The 17,137-nt window shown below is 33.5% G+C and carries 9 protein-coding genes; 6 read left to right on the top strand and 3 right to left on the bottom strand.

All coding sequences use genetic code 11. The features are described 5' to 3' along the window. Window positions 1-128: 128 nt before the first annotated feature. From GSY47_RS07155 to GSY47_RS07145, 3 genes are all read right to left on the bottom strand, one after another. On the bottom strand, window positions 129-3,827 hold the full coding sequence (locus GSY47_RS07155; protein WP_179005125.1) for an AraC family transcriptional regulator: 3,699 nt from the start codon (window positions 3,825-3,827) through the stop codon (window positions 129-131). A 141-nt stretch (window positions 3,828-3,968) separates the two neighbouring features. Continuing rightward, window positions 3,969-4,949 (bottom strand): YheT family hydrolase, encoded by a 981-nt coding sequence (locus GSY47_RS07150; RefSeq protein ID WP_179005123.1) that lies wholly within the window; start codon window positions 4,947-4,949, stop codon window positions 3,969-3,971. A 266-nt stretch (window positions 4,950-5,215) separates the two neighbouring features. Further along, window positions 5,216-6,685, bottom strand: coding sequence for a M28 family metallopeptidase (locus GSY47_RS07145; protein WP_179005121.1), 1,470 nt, complete (start codon window positions 6,683-6,685; stop codon window positions 5,216-5,218). Between the two features lie 342 nt (window positions 6,686-7,027). Here GSY47_RS07145 and GSY47_RS07140 point away from each other — a divergent pair, with 342 nt between their 5' ends. The 6 genes from GSY47_RS07140 (at window position 7,028) to GSY47_RS07115 (ending at window position 17,132) form a co-directional block, all read left to right on the top strand. Next, window positions 7,028-7,615 (top strand): RNA polymerase sigma factor, encoded by a 588-nt coding sequence (locus GSY47_RS07140; protein WP_179005119.1) that lies wholly within the window; start codon window positions 7,028-7,030, stop codon window positions 7,613-7,615. Between the two features lie 222 nt (window positions 7,616-7,837). Then, a complete protein-coding gene (locus GSY47_RS07135) occupies window positions 7,838-8,881 on the top strand; it encodes a FecR family protein (protein ID WP_179005117.1) in 1,044 nt (347 codons plus the stop codon). A 189-nt stretch (window positions 8,882-9,070) separates the two neighbouring features. Beyond that, complete coding sequence (locus tag GSY47_RS07130) at window positions 9,071-12,463, top strand: TonB-dependent receptor (protein WP_219071204.1); 3,393 nt, start codon at window positions 9,071-9,073, stop codon at window positions 12,461-12,463. Window positions 12,464-12,475: 12 nt separating this feature from the next. Continuing rightward, window positions 12,476-13,843, top strand: coding sequence for a RagB/SusD family nutrient uptake outer membrane protein (locus tag GSY47_RS07125; RefSeq protein ID WP_179005113.1), 1,368 nt, complete (start codon window positions 12,476-12,478; stop codon window positions 13,841-13,843). Between the two features lie 61 nt (window positions 13,844-13,904). After that, on the top strand, window positions 13,905-14,855 hold the full coding sequence (locus GSY47_RS07120; RefSeq protein WP_179005111.1) for an ABC transporter ATP-binding protein: 951 nt from the start codon (window positions 13,905-13,907) through the stop codon (window positions 14,853-14,855). A 15-nt stretch (window positions 14,856-14,870) separates the two neighbouring features. Continuing rightward, window positions 14,871-17,132 carry a Gldg family protein gene (locus GSY47_RS07115; RefSeq protein WP_179005109.1) on the top strand — a complete coding sequence of 754 codons (2,262 nt, stop codon included), beginning with the start codon at window positions 14,871-14,873 and terminating at the stop codon, window positions 17,130-17,132. Window positions 17,133-17,137: the final 5 nt, after the last annotated feature.

Raw genomic sequence — 17,137 nt, 5'->3', positions numbered from 1 at the left:
AAGGAGGATTTTTGTTTTTCAAAAGAGGACTTTTAATTCAATTTAGGATAGAATTAACGCTGAAAAAGGGTGAATTTTGTACATTAACATTAGCCTAACTTTGTGCAAATACAGGGCTAACAGAAAACCTAAAGCGAATATTCTTTATATTCCTTCGGACTTTTACCAAAATACTTCTTAAAAGAGCGACCAAAATATTTTGGATCATTATAACCGCACTCAAAACTAATTTCAGAGATGTTTAATTTTTTAGTTTTTAATAATAATTCTGCTTTTTGCAAGCGAAGGGACATTAAAATATCTGATGGAGACTGATTCAAAGTTTCTTTAAACAAGCGATAGCATTTTACCCTAGAAATCCCTAATTGTTCGCCCATCATTTCAACATTAAAAGCTGGGTTCTGCAATTCTTCTTTAATGATTTCCAAAGCCTTTTTCAGAAGCTTTTCGTTTGGCGTGATATTCTCATTATTTTCTGTCAGAATCTCGAATATCTTCTGCTGGATTTTATACTCTTTTACCGGTTCGCTGTTTTGATTGATCAGCCTATTAATCTTTTTGCTGATAAATGATAAACTAGCCGGCAGTTTAATATGATTATCAATACCCAATTCTAACAATTGTTCGTCTTGTTCGTAGTTAATATTCTCAGATATATATATGAGTGGAATTTTTACCGCGCTGTTTTCTCTATTCTGTTTTAGAAAATTAATCAGCTCTCTGGAGAATTCTGCTTGATAGAAAACTAACGCTGCAATTTCTGTCTGTTTAATTATGGCATTTAAATTTGAAATGGAACTTTCAAAAATCAAATTGTATTTTTCATTTTCCAAAATCTGATTGGCTGCCGGAGTATTGTATGGATCTCCAAAAACCAAAAGACACTTTTTATCTGGAGAAAATTGATTTTGATGATTAAAATTTTTCCAGGAAATTGTTTCTTTTAAATTCACATTAGAATCAACAACTTCAATAGGAATACGTAATTTGGCATTAAACTGTTCTTCAGACGAAGAAACAATTTCTCCATTCAAATCTTGAAGCAAAATTTCTAAGGCTTTATAATAAGGACTATAGTGTAAAATATTGTACCAGTTATCCCTTAAAATAACACTATCCGAAATCGTCCTTATTTCGATACAATCATTCTCGTAAGTAATCGCGATATTTAAAGTACTATCCTTGTCTGAATATTTACTTAAGTCATTAAAAAAATACTGAAGCGAGAGTTTCAAACGCAAAACATCGACAGCAGCAAAACAATCTGAATTGTCTATTTCGCAATTAAAATTTACGTGATTAAGCTGTGAATCTTTCTGTAGTTTTTCGACATTGTTTTTTAAAACCGGAAACAAATTCACTGCTGTTTTTTTAACAGGACCTAAATCTTTTACATGTTCTAGATAATTCCATTCCGAAATAAGATTGAGCAGTTTACCTGATTCCGCTAATAAAGCTCGCTGCATTTCGGTATCTTTTTTTAAAGAGCTGGAAGTTTTAATTATTCGCGATATGGGTTCCTGAAATTCAGTCAGCATAAAGGTTTTGAACTTTTCAATCTCGAAATTTTCTTTTTTTAAATTACTATGAAGAATGAGCAGTTTTTCTTTTTGTTCCTCTATTTTTTTACTTTTTTGATCGAGTTCTGCATTAATTTCTTCCAGATTTTTTTTCTGATTTTCAATAACAGCCGTTCGTGCTTTTACCAGCTCTTCCATATATTGCTGCTGTGCCAGCGCAGTTTTATTTTTAATATAAATCACTACCAGACAGCTCAATAATATAAGAATAGATAATAAAATGTAAAACAAAATCGACTCGTAGAAAGCTTCGGTAATGTGAAGAGTAAAAAAAGCAGGTTCAGTGATACCGTCTATTCCTTCTTTTATAAGAAAACTATAATCTCCAGAAGACAAACCTGCATATTCAATTTTATTGTCTGTAGGCAGTAAAATCCAATTTTCGTCTCTCCCTTCTAGTTTGTAATAAATATTGTTTCTTCTGCTGTTGGGAAATATAATCGGGATGACTTCGATTTTTAATTCATTATCACTAAACCCTTTTTCAATGGCAGACAAATAATTTTCACTTCCATCTACTTTCAGTTTTATTTTTGCTTTTGCATTATTTCCTTGAATGGTATTTGGATTAAAATAATTGAGTCCGCCAACACCGCCGAAGAACAAATTCCCTTTTGAATCCTGATAATAAGCGCCTTCTGAAAATTCAGGCGCCTGCCAGCCATAATGCGGATTATAAGAAGTAACTAAATAGCTTTTTTTATCAATAGATGCGATTCCTTTTGTAGTACTTAACCAAACTTTATCGCCATTATCGATAAGTCCGTAAACCATGTGACTTGGCAGTCCTTCAGCTTCTGTAATATTTTTTACGACACCTTTTCTTTTATTAAAAATAGTGACACCTCCCAAAGAAGCAATCCAATAATTATCTGATTCATTATCTACAAAAACAGAATAAATACTGTTTCCTAAAATTCCTTCTCTGGTTGTTATTTTTTTTAATGCACCAGTAACTAAATTATATACAATAACACCACTGTTTTCTGTTGCCAGTATCAGATTCTGATTGCTTTTTTTTACACATCTTATATGATATTTATTGAACAGTTCCTGTCCTCTAAACTTTTCAAACTTTCCAGTAATCATATTAAATTTAGCCAGACCGCCCCAGCATCCCATCCAAAGCTGTTTGTTTTGATCTTCGAAAATAGAATAACACCTATTGATAGACATTCCTGGAATACTGTTCTTTTCAAAACTTGTCACCCCATGATCCGAAATACGCAGAATTCCTTCATAAGTCCCAGCCCAGACCGTTCCATCGCTAGAAGTAAATAAAGTTCGTATTCTTTCCCAATCAGGACTTGAAGTGGCTTGATCAATTTTGAACTTTTCAAAAAAATGACTTCTTTCATTGTAACAATAAAGGCCTCTGGTATAATAACCCAACCATATTTTTCCTTTACTGTCTTTGGTTACAGCTCTGATAGTTTCATTTGGAAGATTAGGTTCTTTTACAGGATGTGGCATAACCGAATTTATCTTTTCAGAACCGCTGTATGCCATACTTAATCCGCCATCTTTTTGCCCTAACCAGATATTCCCAAAATCATCTTCATGAATAGTTTCTATTTCATTGTTTTTAAAGGAATAAGGCGAATACAAATCGGAGGTAAAATGCTGTATATTGTTTTCATCTGATTCATTTGTGATAATATACAATCCGTTTTCACGAGTCGCAAACCAAATATTTCCAGCTTTGTCTTTTAAAATATCATTAATGATAAGGTTCGGATACTTTCTGAGTAGAATACTTTTCAGATTTCTAAAATCCGTTGTTTTGATGCTATTCTGCTGGATTTCGACAAAAGATTTGTTCTTGAATTCGTAATATTTTTTTCCAGTTTCTACAACAATATTTCCTTTTTGAGATAAATAAATATCCGTTGGAAGACTTTTGAATTTAAATTCCTGAAACTCATTATTTCCAAGATATTTATTAATGTGGCCTTCTTTAGTAATAAGCCAGATTTGCCCCTCAGCATCTTTTTCTAGTTTCGTTATATAGTTGCTTGAAATCGATTTAGGATTATCAAAACTCTTTTTGAAAATTTTAAAAGTGTAACCATCAAAATAGTTCAAGCCATCCCAAGTTGCAATCCACAATCCGCCTTCTTTGTCGCTTTCTATATCAACCACAGAATTGTTGGACAATCCTTGATTGGTGGTGAAATTCTCAAATTTTATCTGCTGTCCAAATGAATATATTGTGAAAAAGTAAAGAAATAGTAATATCCTAGTCATGGTTTGTAATTTAACTGACAAGGATACAATCGGAAGTTTATTTAATCATAAACTGTATGTTAAGTTAAAAACGAAAACGAATTAAAGCCGTTAATTAGAAGGAACTGTAAGTATTTTACAGCAGACTTTAATCAATGTTCTCTAAGCTTTAAAAGTTTCTGCGGATTGATAAGACGTAAAAAACTCAAATGCTCTTTTCTCGGCATAAGAATAAGTTGAATTACGCAGCGGAAAAGCACAATGTCCGCCATATTTTGGAGTTTCAAGATATACATATTCGCTATCCTGTGCAATTGCTCTTGGATAACATCTTTCTCCTAAAAAAGGATCGTCAAGTGAATTAATAATTAAAACGGGAGTCGTAATATTTTTAAGCGAAAATTCTGGAGAAACTCGGTGATAATAGTCTTCTCTACTTGCAAAACCATGAAGCGGTGCCGTAAAATACTGATCGACTTCATCAAAAGAAGTAATTTTATCAATCTGATCGCTATTTATAAAATCTGGAAACTGAACGGCTTTGTATTTCAGCTTTTTCTTTATATCAATGGTAAAATTCTTTAAGTAAACCCTGTTGAAACCTTGTTTTAGTACCTCAGCACTGGTAGCAATGTGTGTTGGAACCGAAATGGAAACGGCAGCTTTTATTCTTTCATCAATTTTTGTCCAGCCTAGATAATTCAAAAGCTGTACACCTCCCATTGAATATCCAATTAAATAAAGCTCTTCAAATCCTTTCTGCAGTGCAAACTGAACCACTTCATTAAGATCATCAACCGCACCATGATGATACAACCTTGGTAGTCGATTCATTTCTCCTCCACAAGTTCTATTATTCCAAGCAAAAACAGAAAAACCCTGCTCCAAAAAATAAGAGGCACAGCTATTATTATAAGTTCTTCGGGAATCTCCTTCTAAACCATGACAAAGAATAACCGCTTTTTTAGAATTGTTTAGAACAAAATCAATATTGATAAAATCTCCATCGTTTAATTCCAGTTTTTCTCTGGTATAATCAGGAGCATCAAACTTTTTAATCAAAGCGGCATAAATAGTAGAAATATGCCTGTTACGGTGAATAATAGAAGGAAAACTATATTCTGATTGTTTAATTATTGGCATAATAAAACGGTTTTTATGGTGCGTATTACAAATTTAAGAAATACACTAATATGTAGTTTATAAATAACGAAAAGTTTTACAAATGAAAAGCGTAATCTGTACTATTTTATGAAAAATAGGAGTGTAAAATCAAAAAACATAATGGTGTAACTTTTAAACGAAAAGATGAAATCGCTAAAATGACACTTCAAGATAAAACGTCAGTTAGACAATAAAAAAACAGAGGTGCCTGATTAGTCAAACACCTCTGTTTTATATATTAATAATTATCTTTCCCTTTTTTGTGGAATCACTTTTGGACGTTCCACTTGATTCGATAAAATCCAGCCTGTTCGGTACATCCAATCTGTCATTTTATGCAGTTTTTCAAAATCTATATTTTCCGACTCATCCATTGGAGTATGATATTGACTGTGCAGTACGCTTGTAAAAAATACTGCTGGAATATTTTTTCTGGCATAAGGCAGATGATCCGATCTAAAATAGAAAAATTCAGGATGTTCAGGTCTGTCCCAAAGTTTATCAAGCTCAAATTTTGGTCCTTCGTCATTGGCTTTTTTAGCAACAGCTACCAAATCAGGCGAATTTTGATGCGGGTCACTTGATCCTAAAAGTGCTGCTTGATTGATATCATTTCGACCTATCATATCACCATTCAAAACAGCAATTATATCTTTTTCAGGTACTGTTAGATGTGAAGCATACCAACTTGAACCTAACAATCCTCGTTCTTCCGAACCATGAAATACAAATAAAGCTGATCTTCTTGCTGGTTGTTTTTTGTAAGCTCTAGCAATAGCCAGCATTGCCACACAAGTACTTGCATTATCATCTGCTCCATTATAAATAGAATCTTTTCCATATTTCTGTCTTACGCCATCATGATCTTGATGTCCGCTGAAAAGAACATATTCGTTCTTTAATTTAGCATCTGTTCCTTCAATTTTTCCAACAACGTTTACAGATGGATATTTGTAAGTTTCTGAAACTACTTCGGCAGATAAAAACTCTTTTGTGTTTTTAAGAAAATCTAATTGATCATTATGAACCCAAAAAGCAGGCATTCTAGGAGGAACAGGCATTTTATCACGGTATCCTTCAATTCCGTAAACACCTCGTTTCATTTGAGGCTCCACTTCAGACCAGCTTTTTTCGCCCAGTTCATCTGCAACGATAATAAGAGCTGCAGCACCTCTATAAGCTAAATCTTCATAATATTTCTGTTTTACGAATCCTGGATAACGTCTCTCAAAAAGCGAAATATTATCTGAAATTCCCTCTTTAGAGGCCAATACTACAACAGCTTTTCCTTTTACATCTGCTTTTCTGATTTCCTCAGCAGAAGCGTTAACTAAAAATAAAATGGGAGCTTCAACTTTCTTTGTGGTCGTTTCGGCAACCAGTACCTCACTCCATAATTTAAATTCTTTTTGCCCGATTTTAAATTTGGTATTATTGGTAACCTGATGTCGGTATAAATCAAAAAACTGAAAGAAAGTGCCATCATCTCCCGCTGGTGACATTCCGGCTTCTTTGGCTTTCTCTGCCAGCCACATGGATACTTTTAATTCATCTAAAGTACCAGCCTCACGACCGTTAAAATGATCACCAGCCATTTGGTACATATCTGTTTTAAGATCCTTTAAAGTAATCGCACTGACCAAAGGTTTTTTGATTGTTTGCGAAAAAATAATACTACAGCTTAAGCTGAATAATAAAAGCAACTTCTTTTTCATAATTAAAAATCAAATTAAAGATTGAATAATTTTCTGATAAAAAAAGAAGGGGTCTGAAAAAAAGACAAATCTATATTTTTTATAAATATACTTCAAAAAAGAATCAATTTTTAATTGTATTCTGCTCAATTTTCAATTAAAACAAGACTTAACCTACAATATATCAAACATCGCAATTTTACTTCATTGAATCTTATGCAAAAGAGCGTTACTTATTTTTACGATTATTTATTATTTTAATGATAAAATGGTAAAATAACATTTTTCGAGGCTTGTTACCGATAAATAATCTTCATATCAAAAAAAATAAATAATATTGCTGAATTGATTGTTACCAAAAACATGGCTCAAAATTCGAATATAGACGAAAAAAAACTTCTCCTTGAATTGTCTCAAGGAAGTGAGCTTGCGTTTACCAATATGTACAATCAATATAAAAATAATGTGTACTCTACTGCTTTACGAATCACGAAATCGAAAATTCAAGCAGAAGAAGCCGTTCAGGACATTTTTCTAAAGATATGGCAGAATCGAGATGTTTTAGCAGAAGTAGATCATTTTGAAAACTACCTCTATATAATTTCACGCAATCATTTGTTCAATTCCATTAAAAAAATCGCGCGAGAAACAAGTCAAATCGCAGAATTCAATCAGAAAGAAGCTGGAATTATTGATACTGACAGTAATATCAAAGACGAGCAGTACAATACGATTTTAAATCAAATCGTTGAACAGCTGCCACCTCAACAGCAAAAAGTCTATCAAATGGCCAAAAGAGACGGCCTTAGTCATCAAAAAATTGGTGAAGATTTAGGCATCTCAACCGAGACGGTAAAAAAGCACATGGCGCAGGCTTTAAAATTTATACGTCTTAAAATTTCTCCGTACATGAATATGTTCATGTCATTGCTGCTGTTTTTAAAATTCTAGACTAAAGTTTTTTCTTTCAAAAAAGCCGAGAACTACATTTTTTTACATTTTTTTTACATTTTTTTCACTTTCGACTACTCCCTCCCCTTTTTTAAATGGTCTTTATATAAAAGGGGCATTTAAAACGTGTTCTATCCCTAAAATTAGAAGGGCTGAAAAAAAAAAAAAAAAAAACTCCAATCTATCATTTACAAACAAGTACTAATTTAATTAACGAAACAAATGCAGCAAAAAAAGTTCGAAGAGTTATTTGAAGGCTATCTGCAGAATAATCTATCTGATGCAGAACAGCAGCAAATGATGGAAATAATGCAGCAGGGCGAGCATGACGATTTTCTGAAAGAAAAAATTCATGAGATGCTGAAAAGTGATTATGTTACAGACGTAATGGATAAAAAACAGAGTGACGATATTCTGAATTATATTTTATCTAAACCGCAAAATGAACCTAAAGTGGTGGATTTAACTCCAAAACGAAAAAGAAAAATCGTTTTACAATCGCTTTTTGCAGCGGCAAGTATCGCTTTATTAATTGCTTTGGGAAATTCATTCTTTTTTAAACAAAAAGCAACAACTCCAACTATTGCACCCGAAACACCAGCTGTTGTAGCGCAAAATACATTAATTGATTTTAGTGGAAAACAATTGGTTCATCTTCCTGACGGCAGTACAGTTTTGTTAAATGATAACAGTACTCTAAAATACGAGCAGAATTCTTTTGACTCTAAAACTCGTGAAGTTACCTTAACTGGAGAGGCATTTTTTGACATTAAACACAATCCAAAAAAACCTTTTATCGTACATACTGGTAAAATTCAGACCAGAGTTTTAGGAACTGCTTTTAATATTAATGCGAAAAATTCCTCGGATAATATTGAAGTTACAGTTGCCCGTGGAAAAGTTCAGGTCGGAGATGTTGAAAAAGTATATGGCGTAATTACTCCAAATCAGCAGATTAAAGTAAACAAAAGTACTTTGAACTTTGAACAAAATAATGTCAGCGCAGCTATTGTGACCGAATGGAAAAGCAATTACCTGATTCTGGATGATTTAAATATGGCAGAAGCTGTTTCGCTAATAGCTCAAAAATATAAAGTACAGATTTTTATCTCGAACGAAAAAATTAAGAATTGCCGCATAACAGCAAGTTTCTTAAACGAAGAAGATTTAGATCATGTGCTGAAAGTAATTAGCAGTGTTATCGAAACCGAATATCGTTACAATAAAGCCGGCAACGTTGTTTTGGACGGGAAAGGTTGTGAATAAAGAGAAGAGAATAAAGAGAATAGATAAGGCTGACTAACCTCCTACTTAGGAAGCTTTGAAAATAAATATTAACCTTAAAAACAAAGACCAATTAACCAAAACTAAATTAAAAAAGCCATCCAGCTCCTACACCAGATGGCCGAGATTTTTAACAATTAATCCAGTAACCATTAAAAAACAAGCAAATTTATGAAATTACGCTGTAAAACAACCATGTTTGACAGTGAAAAGAATTCGTCTTTTTTTCACTTGTCAAAAAAAACCATTATGATTATGCGAATCAGTTTATTCCACATTTTCTTGCTGACCTGCGGCACTCATATGATCTTCGCAACCGAAATGAGTGGTCAGAATTTAGAATCTATATCTGTTGACATTGAACTACATAATCAAGATATTAAAACGCTTTTTAAAACTATAGAAAACAGAACGGGATTATTGTTCGCATACCAGCCACAGATCATAAAAGATTTCCCAAAAGTTACTACGCAGCGTGGTCGCCGAACTGTAAGTGATATTTTAAACACTGTATTTCAAGGCACAAATTTGGTCTATAAACAAGTAGACAAAAATGTTGTAATTTATAAAAAGGAGATCGCTAAAACTGCTTTTAATACTGAAAAAACAGACAATGATAAAGATGTAAACTTTATGTTGAATGGAAAAGTACTGGATGAAAACGGACAACCTCTTCCAGGTGTTTCTATCGTAGTTCTAGGAAGTAATAAACAAGGTGTATCTGATTTTGACGGTCAATTCTTTATCGAATTACCAAAAGGAAAACATACCTTAAAAATAGCTTATTTAGGATATAAAACACAAGAAGTTATAGTCGAAAACCAGACTACTATTACCATTAAAATGCAACCCGATTTGGCTAAATTAGACGAGGTTGTAATTATTGGATATGGTACAACAACTAGAAGAACTTCTACAGGATCTGTTGTAAAAATTACTGCTGAAGATATCGAAAAACAACCTATAACCAATATTCTACAAAGTTTGCAAGGAAGAACTCCTGGAGTTTTTGTTACACAGACTTCTGGTTACGCAGGAAGTAATATCAATATCAGTATTCGTGGTACAAATTCTATCGCAGGAGATAATCTACCTCTTTATGTAATTGATGGAGTTCCTTATATCGGTGATGATATAAAAGAACAAGTTCAATCTGATCGAGTGATTAGAGGTGCACAAAAAGCTACAAGTCCACTGAATGTAATCAATCCAAATGACATTCAGAGTATTGAAATTCTTAAAGATGCCGATGCAACTGCAATCTACGGTTCTAGAGGAGCAAATGGTGTGGTTCTTATTACTACTAAAAAAGGAGAAGCTGGAAAAACAGTTTTTACAGTAAATACCAACTCTGGAATTTCTGATGTTGCCCATATGGTAAAAACATTAGACACTCCAACTTACCTAAACATGCTCCGCACAGCTTTAACCAACGCTAATGCACAACCAAGCAGTTTTAGCACAGGAATTGCCCTAACCGCTTTTGACCAAAATGCGTATACAGACTGGCAGCAAAAATTAATTGGAGGAACTGCCGATTTTACCAACTTTTCTGCAAGTTTAAAAGGAGGAAGTGAAAATACAAACTTCTTGTTAAGCAGTGCTTACCATAAAGAATCTACGGTTTTACCTGGAGATTTTGGATACAATAAGTTTTCTACCAATTTCAATATAAACCATTATACGCTAAACAAAAAACTGAAAATAGGAGCTTCAGTTATTTTTTCAGCAGATGATAATAAACTGCCTTTTTACGATATTACCAATTATGCTATCAATACAGCACCAAACCACACTATCTATAATGCAGACGGATCTTATTACTGGTCGCCAACTTATTTTAGTGATGTAAACCCATTAGCAGCTTTAAACAGAAGAGTTGAGGATAAAGGAAATAATTTAATTACAAGTTTCAGTATCAACTACGAAATTGCAAAAGGATTATCTTTTAAAACAGATTTAGGTTACGGAAGAGCACAAATGACTTCTGAACAATTTTTACCTGCATCGGGAATGAACAATGTATATTATACAGCAAATAATATTTCCTTAAATGCATCTAGAAGTTATACCGTTTCGATAAACAATACGAACAATTTCAGTATTGATCCACAATTAAATTATACAACTTCTATATGGAAAGGTAATCTTACCGCTTTAGTAGGTGGTTCTTGGCAAAACAGAAAATCTCGTATGCCATCTTATGTAAACACTTCAGGTTACAGTTCAGACAACCTTGTTGGTATTACAGGAACAGCTGCAACAGCAACAATCTACAATGGTTCTTCAGAGTATAAATATGCTTCTCTTTTTAGTAGAGTAAATTATAATATTCAGAATAAGTATATTTTAAATGTCAATTTCAGAAGAGATGGGTCTTCTCGTTTTGGAGCTAATAACCGTTATGGTAATTTTGGTTCTGTGGGTGGAGCTTGGGTTTTCTCAGAAGAGAACTTTCTTAAAGATAATTCCATCATAAGTTTTGGTAAACTTCGTTCAAGTTATGGAGAAGTCGGTAGTGATGCTATTGGAGATTATGGATATGCCAATACGTATTCGACTGCGACTTATGGTGTTGGAAATTCTTCTATGGCCGCAACAAGAATCGCTAATCCTAATTTTCAATGGGAAGTTACAAAGAAATTTGAAGCTGCATTAGACTTAAGTTTTCTTAATGACAGAATCTCTTTCACTACGGCTTATTACAGAAATGTTTCAGGAAATCAGTTAGTAAGTGCTACGCTGAGTCCACAGGCTGGATTTACTTCTTATCAAGCTAATTTAAATGCCGAAGTTGAAAATAAAGGTTGGGAATTTACCTTGGCTACAACCAATATTCATAACAAAAACTTGAATTGGACTACCTCTTTTAATATCTCAACAAACTCAAACAAATTATTGTCTTTCCCTGGTATAGAAACCTCTAGTTACTATTCGACTTATGTAGTTGGAAATCCTTTAAGCAGTAGATATTTATACAATTTTACGGGAGTAAATGCTAGTGGTATTGCCCAATTTGAAGATGTAAATGGAGACGGAAAAATCTCTACAGGTTTTGCGCAGACTGGACTTGGGGATAGAAAATACTATGGCCCTTCGTATCCTAAATATTATGGAGGAATTTCAAATTCAATTTCATACAAAAATTTTGCACTTGACTTTTTGTTCCAGTTTGTAAAACAAGAAGGAAGAAGTCTGCTTTCGTCTATTGCCGTACAACCAGGATATCCTTATGGTCTTGCTAATTATCAGGTTGACGAATACAATGAATATTTAGCTCAAGGAAATGTATTGAGTTCCAACTATCAGGCTAGTTTCTCTAATTATGCCGGGTCTACAGCAACTATTGTTGATGCATCTTATATAAAATTAAAAAATGTTAGCGCATCTTATACTATTCCTTTAGATCAAAAAACTCAAAAATTTATTCAAAGTATACGTCTTTCCCTTCAAGGGCAAAACTTAGTCACTTTTACCAAATACAAAGGATTTGATCCAGAAACCCAAGGTTTAAATTTACCTCCTTTACGTACCATAACTTTAGGAACTCAGTTTACATTTTAAAGCTAAAAAGACATGAAAAATACTTCAATAAAATACACCTATATATTTTCGTTTTTTCTTTTACTTGGATTAACGAGCTGTGAAGAAATGCTTAATGTTGACCTTCCGAGCAATGAATTATCTTCTGTTACCATTTATGCTTCTGACCCAACTGCTGAAGCTGCTGTCAACGGAATCTATCAAAGTATGGTTACCAGTACTTTTTACAGTTCATTACATTATGTTTTAGGAGAAACTTCAGATGAACTTATTCTTAAAACACAATTGGAAAACGTTTATACTACTAACGAAATTCCTGAAAATGATGGAACAACAGGAAGCATGTGGACAGAACTTTATAAAACTGTTTATAATGCAAATAGCGTAATAGAAGGAATTAATGCAAGCAAAACACTAACTCCTACCAAAACTCCACGCTGGATTGCTGAAGCTAAGTTTTTAAGAGCTTACTGTTATTTCTATTTGACCAATATTTGGGGCGATGTTCCTTTGGTACTTACTACAAATGTTGATCAATCTGCTTTGGCACCACGCACAACTCAAGCGGAAGTTTACAATCAAATTGTACTTGATTTAACTGCCGCCACAGCTGATCTTCCTGTAAATTATTCGAATTACAATTCACAAAGAATTAGAGCTACAAAATGGGCTGCCGAAGCATTATTGGCAAGAGTAAACCTTTATTTAGGAAAATGGAGTGATGCAGCAACACATGCCACAGCTGTAATTAATCAGACGGCAAATTATAAAATGATTACAGGATTAACTTCTGCAAACAGCCCTTTTATTGCCGATAATACGGAAGCTATTCTGCAAATCCCTTATTTTACAACAGCTTATACTTATGAAGGTGCAGCTTTGTTTACAACCGCAGGAACATACATGTTAAGAAAAGGAAATACACTTTTTGAAACTGACGATGCTAGAAAAACAAACTGGACAATTAGTGTTGTTGCCTCAAACGGCAGTACGTTTTTAGCGCCAAGAAAATACAAAAATGCATACGTTTCAACTCCTGTTGAACGTTCTACAGTTTTGAGATTAGCAGAACTTTATTTAATTAGAGCAGAAGCAAGACTTAAATCAAATGACATTACAGGTGCTCAGCAAGATATCAATGTTATTCGTAACCGAGCATTGTTACCTTCAACTACTTTGACTGATCCAACTCAATTAGCTGCTTTAATTTCGTTGGAAAGAGAGCGCGAATTATTCGGAGAGTTTGGCCACAGATGGTTCGATCTTAAAAGAAGCGGTACAATAGATCAAGTTCTTGGAGCTACAACAGGAAAAATCTGGTCCTCTACAGACAGTCTTTTTCCAATCCCAGAAACGGCTATTCGTTCTAATCCCTTCTTAACCCAAAATTCAGGATACTAAATATTAAAAGTCACGCAGGAATGAATGTGTAAAATTCATTCCTGCGATTTTAAAAAACACTATGGAAACAACAACTATTGTAAGAGTTGAGGACTTGTCGCATCAATACAGTAAGGATTGGGCAATTCAAAATATCAATTTCGAAATTAAAGAAAACAGGATTTTAGGTCTTTTAGGATCTAATGGAGCTGGAAAATCAACTACTATGAATATTCTTTGCGGCGTTCTAAACCAAACCAAAGGAAACATTTATATTGATGGAATTAACCTAAAAGAAAACCCAGTTGAAGCCAAAAAACTAATTGGTTTTTTACCGCAGACACCACCGCTTCATTTGGATTTAACGGTTGATGAATATCTGATTCACTGTGCGCAGTTAAGATTAGTTCCAAAAGAGAATTTAAGAAATGCTGTAGAAAAGGCAAAAGAAAAATGCGGAATTTCACATTTCAGTCACCGTTTGATTAAAAACTTGTCTGGAGGTTATAGACAGCGTGTAGGAATTGCACAGGCTATTATTCACGAACCAAAATTAGTCGTTTTAGATGAGCCAACAAACGGATTGGATCCAAACCAGATTTTAGAAGTTCGAAATTTAATTAAGAAAATAGCACAAGACAAAGCCGTAATCTTTTCTTCTCACATTCTTTCTGAAGTTCAGGCAACCTGCCAGGATATCAAAATGATTGAAAACGGACACATGGTTTTTTCTGATACGCTGGACGCTTTTAACAATTATATCGAAGCTGATAAATTAACGGCTAGTTTTGAAAATCCGCCAGCTGTAGAGGCTTTCAAAGAAATTTCTGAAGTTACAGAAGCGGTTTACCTGACTCCTAAAAAAGTACAGATTACTTTCAGTGGTACACAGGAAGTTGCTGAAAAAATCGTCTCATTAAGCGTTCAGAAAAATTGGAAACTTCGTGAAATTCAATTTGAAAAAGTTTCACTAGACGAAATCTTTGCCCAATTATCTAAAAAAGCACCATCTAAAAACGCTATTCTTTCTTAAATAAAAAATATAAAAATGAAAACAATATATAGAATTGCTAAAACAGAACTCAACACGATGTTCTACTCGCCTGTTGCATGGGTGGTTTTAGTAATATTTTCAATCCAGTCAAGCTGGAAATTTTTCAATACCATTGAACGTTTCGAAAAAGCACAGAAAATTGGACAAAGTATGGACAATTTATCACAGATTATTTTTTCTGGTTTCAGTGGGTTGTATACAGAAATGCAAAATTATCTTTATCTGTATGTACCGCTTTTGACAATGGGATTAGTAAGCCGTGAAATCAACAGCGGTTCGATCAAATTACTCCTTTCTTCACCAATTAGAATTAAAGATATTGTATTGGGCAAATATTTAGCCATTGCCGCTTACTGCCTTTTATTTATTGCAATTCTAGGCTTGCAAGTTGGTATTGCTTATTTTTCTATAGAAAATTTAGATCTTAAGTTTGCCATTTCAGGATTAATTGGTTTGTATTTATTAGTTTGTACTTATGCCGCAATCGGACTTTTTATGTCGTGTCTGACTTCTTACCAAGTTGTAGCCGCTATTAGTACTCTGGTAGTTTTAGCAGGTTTAAATTTTATTGGAAAACTTTGGCAGGATGTCGAAATCGTAAAAGATATTACCTATTTCCTTTCGATCGCCGGGCGTGCTAACGAAATGCTCGAAGGATTAATTATCAGTAAAGATGTATTATACTTTGTTTTGGTAAGCAGTCTTTTTATTGTATTGAGTATTTATAAACTACAGACTGGAAGAGATGCACAGACTGCATCAAAAAGAGTTCTAAAATACACTTTGCTAATCGCTACTGTCTTATCTCTTGGGTATATTACTTCTAGAGCGCCACTTACTTTCTATCATGATATGACTAGAAATAAAGACAACACATTAACCAAAAGTAGTTTAGATGTTGTTGATAAGATAGAAGGACCTGTTAAGATAACGACCTATGTTAACTTATTAGACATTAATTATTATATGGCAATGCCATACTCTCAAAACTCTGATATTGCGAGTTTTGCAAAATATACCCGTTTTTTGCCCCAAATAGAAATGGAGTACATTTATTATTACGACACTTCAACAAATGAAGCTTTGTATGCCCAAAATCCAGGGTTAAACGACAAACAGCTTGCCGAAAAAATGGTCGAGTCGCAGAATATGAAACTTAAAAAATTATATTCTCCAGCAGAAATCAAAAAAATTATCGATTTAGGACCAGAACAAAACAGAGTGGTCAGAACAGTAGAATATAACGGAAAGAAGACTTTCCTGAGAATGTTTGATGACTTATTTAAAGTACCATTTGAAAAAGAAATCTCCGCTTCATTAAAGCGCTTAGTTTCTAATCCTGTAAAAATTGTATTTGCAACTGGAAATATGGAACGCAGTATTGAAAAAAATGGAGATAAAAATTATAAAACCGGATTTAACGAAATAACATTCAGAAACTCATTAATCAATCAAGGATTTGACGTTATTTCTGTTGATATTAATGCACAGAACATTCCTTCTGAAACTACTATTTTAATCATTGCAGATCCTAAAACACAATTAAGTCAAGGTGCTGTCGACCGTATTACTAAATATATTGATGAAGGCAAAAACTTGATGCTTTTGGCAGAACCTGAAACTAATTCAGCTTTAGCTGCAGTTACAGATAAACTTGGAATCGGATTTACAAAACAGACTTTAGTGCAGGAAAGTGAAACAAATTCACCTGATTTCTTAGTAACCGAACTTCAAAAAAATGCTGATTCTACAGTAATCAAATTAAGCAAAATCAATAATCCAATTCCGTTTTTAGGAAGCAGTGGTATTACCACAACAAAAGATGCTGGATTTAAAGTTACGCCACTTTTAAAAACCAATAAGCAGCCAGCATGGGAATCTCAGGCAGGAATTACTTCAATTTCAGAAGATTTAAAGAAACAGCCTTCTTCAAAAGAAATTCCTTTGGTAGCTGCATTAACCAGAAACATCAATGGTAAAACACAAAAAATAATTGTTGCGGGAGATGCCGATTTTATGGGCAATGCCGAATTAAGCCGTGGCGGATCTGGAACTTTTCAATTTGTAACGGATATCTTCAGCTGGTTCAGCAATTATCAATTCCCAATTGATACTACTCGTCCTCAAAAAACCGACAAAAAAATCACGATTACTTCAAATCAAGTTTTCATTGACAAAATTTTGTTTATCGGAATCTTTCCATTATTGATCATATTAGGCGGTGCTTTTATACTTATAAGAAGAAATAGAAGATAAAATTC

Origin of the sequence: Flavobacterium quisquiliarum (assembly GCF_019308285.1) — a bacterium.
GTDB classification, from domain to species: Bacteria; Bacteroidota; Bacteroidia; order Flavobacteriales; family Flavobacteriaceae; genus Flavobacterium; species Flavobacterium quisquiliarum.
Note: the sequence above shows the minus strand (reverse complement) of the source record. Positions and strands in the feature narration are given on the sequence as shown.

What these genes read in the sequence shown, in the direction of transcription:
- GSY47_RS07150 (WP_179005123.1), bottom strand. Translation starts at nt 4,949, where the DNA reads ATGCCAATAATTAAACAATCAGAATATAGTTTTCCTTCTATTATTCAC.
- GSY47_RS07130 (WP_219071204.1), top strand. Translation starts at nt 9,071, where the DNA reads ATGAAATTACGCTGTAAAACAACCATGTTTGACAGTGAAAAGAATTCG.
- GSY47_RS07120 (WP_179005111.1), top strand. Translation starts at nt 13,905, where the DNA reads ATGGAAACAACAACTATTGTAAGAGTTGAGGACTTGTCGCATCAATAC.
- GSY47_RS07125 (WP_179005113.1), top strand. Translation starts at nt 12,476, where the DNA reads ATGAAAAATACTTCAATAAAATACACCTATATATTTTCGTTTTTTCTT.
- GSY47_RS07155 (WP_179005125.1), bottom strand. Translation starts at nt 3,827, where the DNA reads ATGACTAGGATATTACTATTTCTTTACTTTTTCACAATATATTCATTT.
- GSY47_RS07135 (WP_179005117.1), top strand. Translation starts at nt 7,838, where the DNA reads ATGCAGCAAAAAAAGTTCGAAGAGTTATTTGAAGGCTATCTGCAGAAT.
- GSY47_RS07115 (WP_179005109.1), top strand. Translation starts at nt 14,871, where the DNA reads ATGAAAACAATATATAGAATTGCTAAAACAGAACTCAACACGATGTTC.
- GSY47_RS07140 (WP_179005119.1), top strand. Translation starts at nt 7,028, where the DNA reads ATGGCTCAAAATTCGAATATAGACGAAAAAAAACTTCTCCTTGAATTG.
- GSY47_RS07145 (WP_179005121.1), bottom strand. Translation starts at nt 6,685, where the DNA reads ATGAAAAAGAAGTTGCTTTTATTATTCAGCTTAAGCTGTAGTATTATT.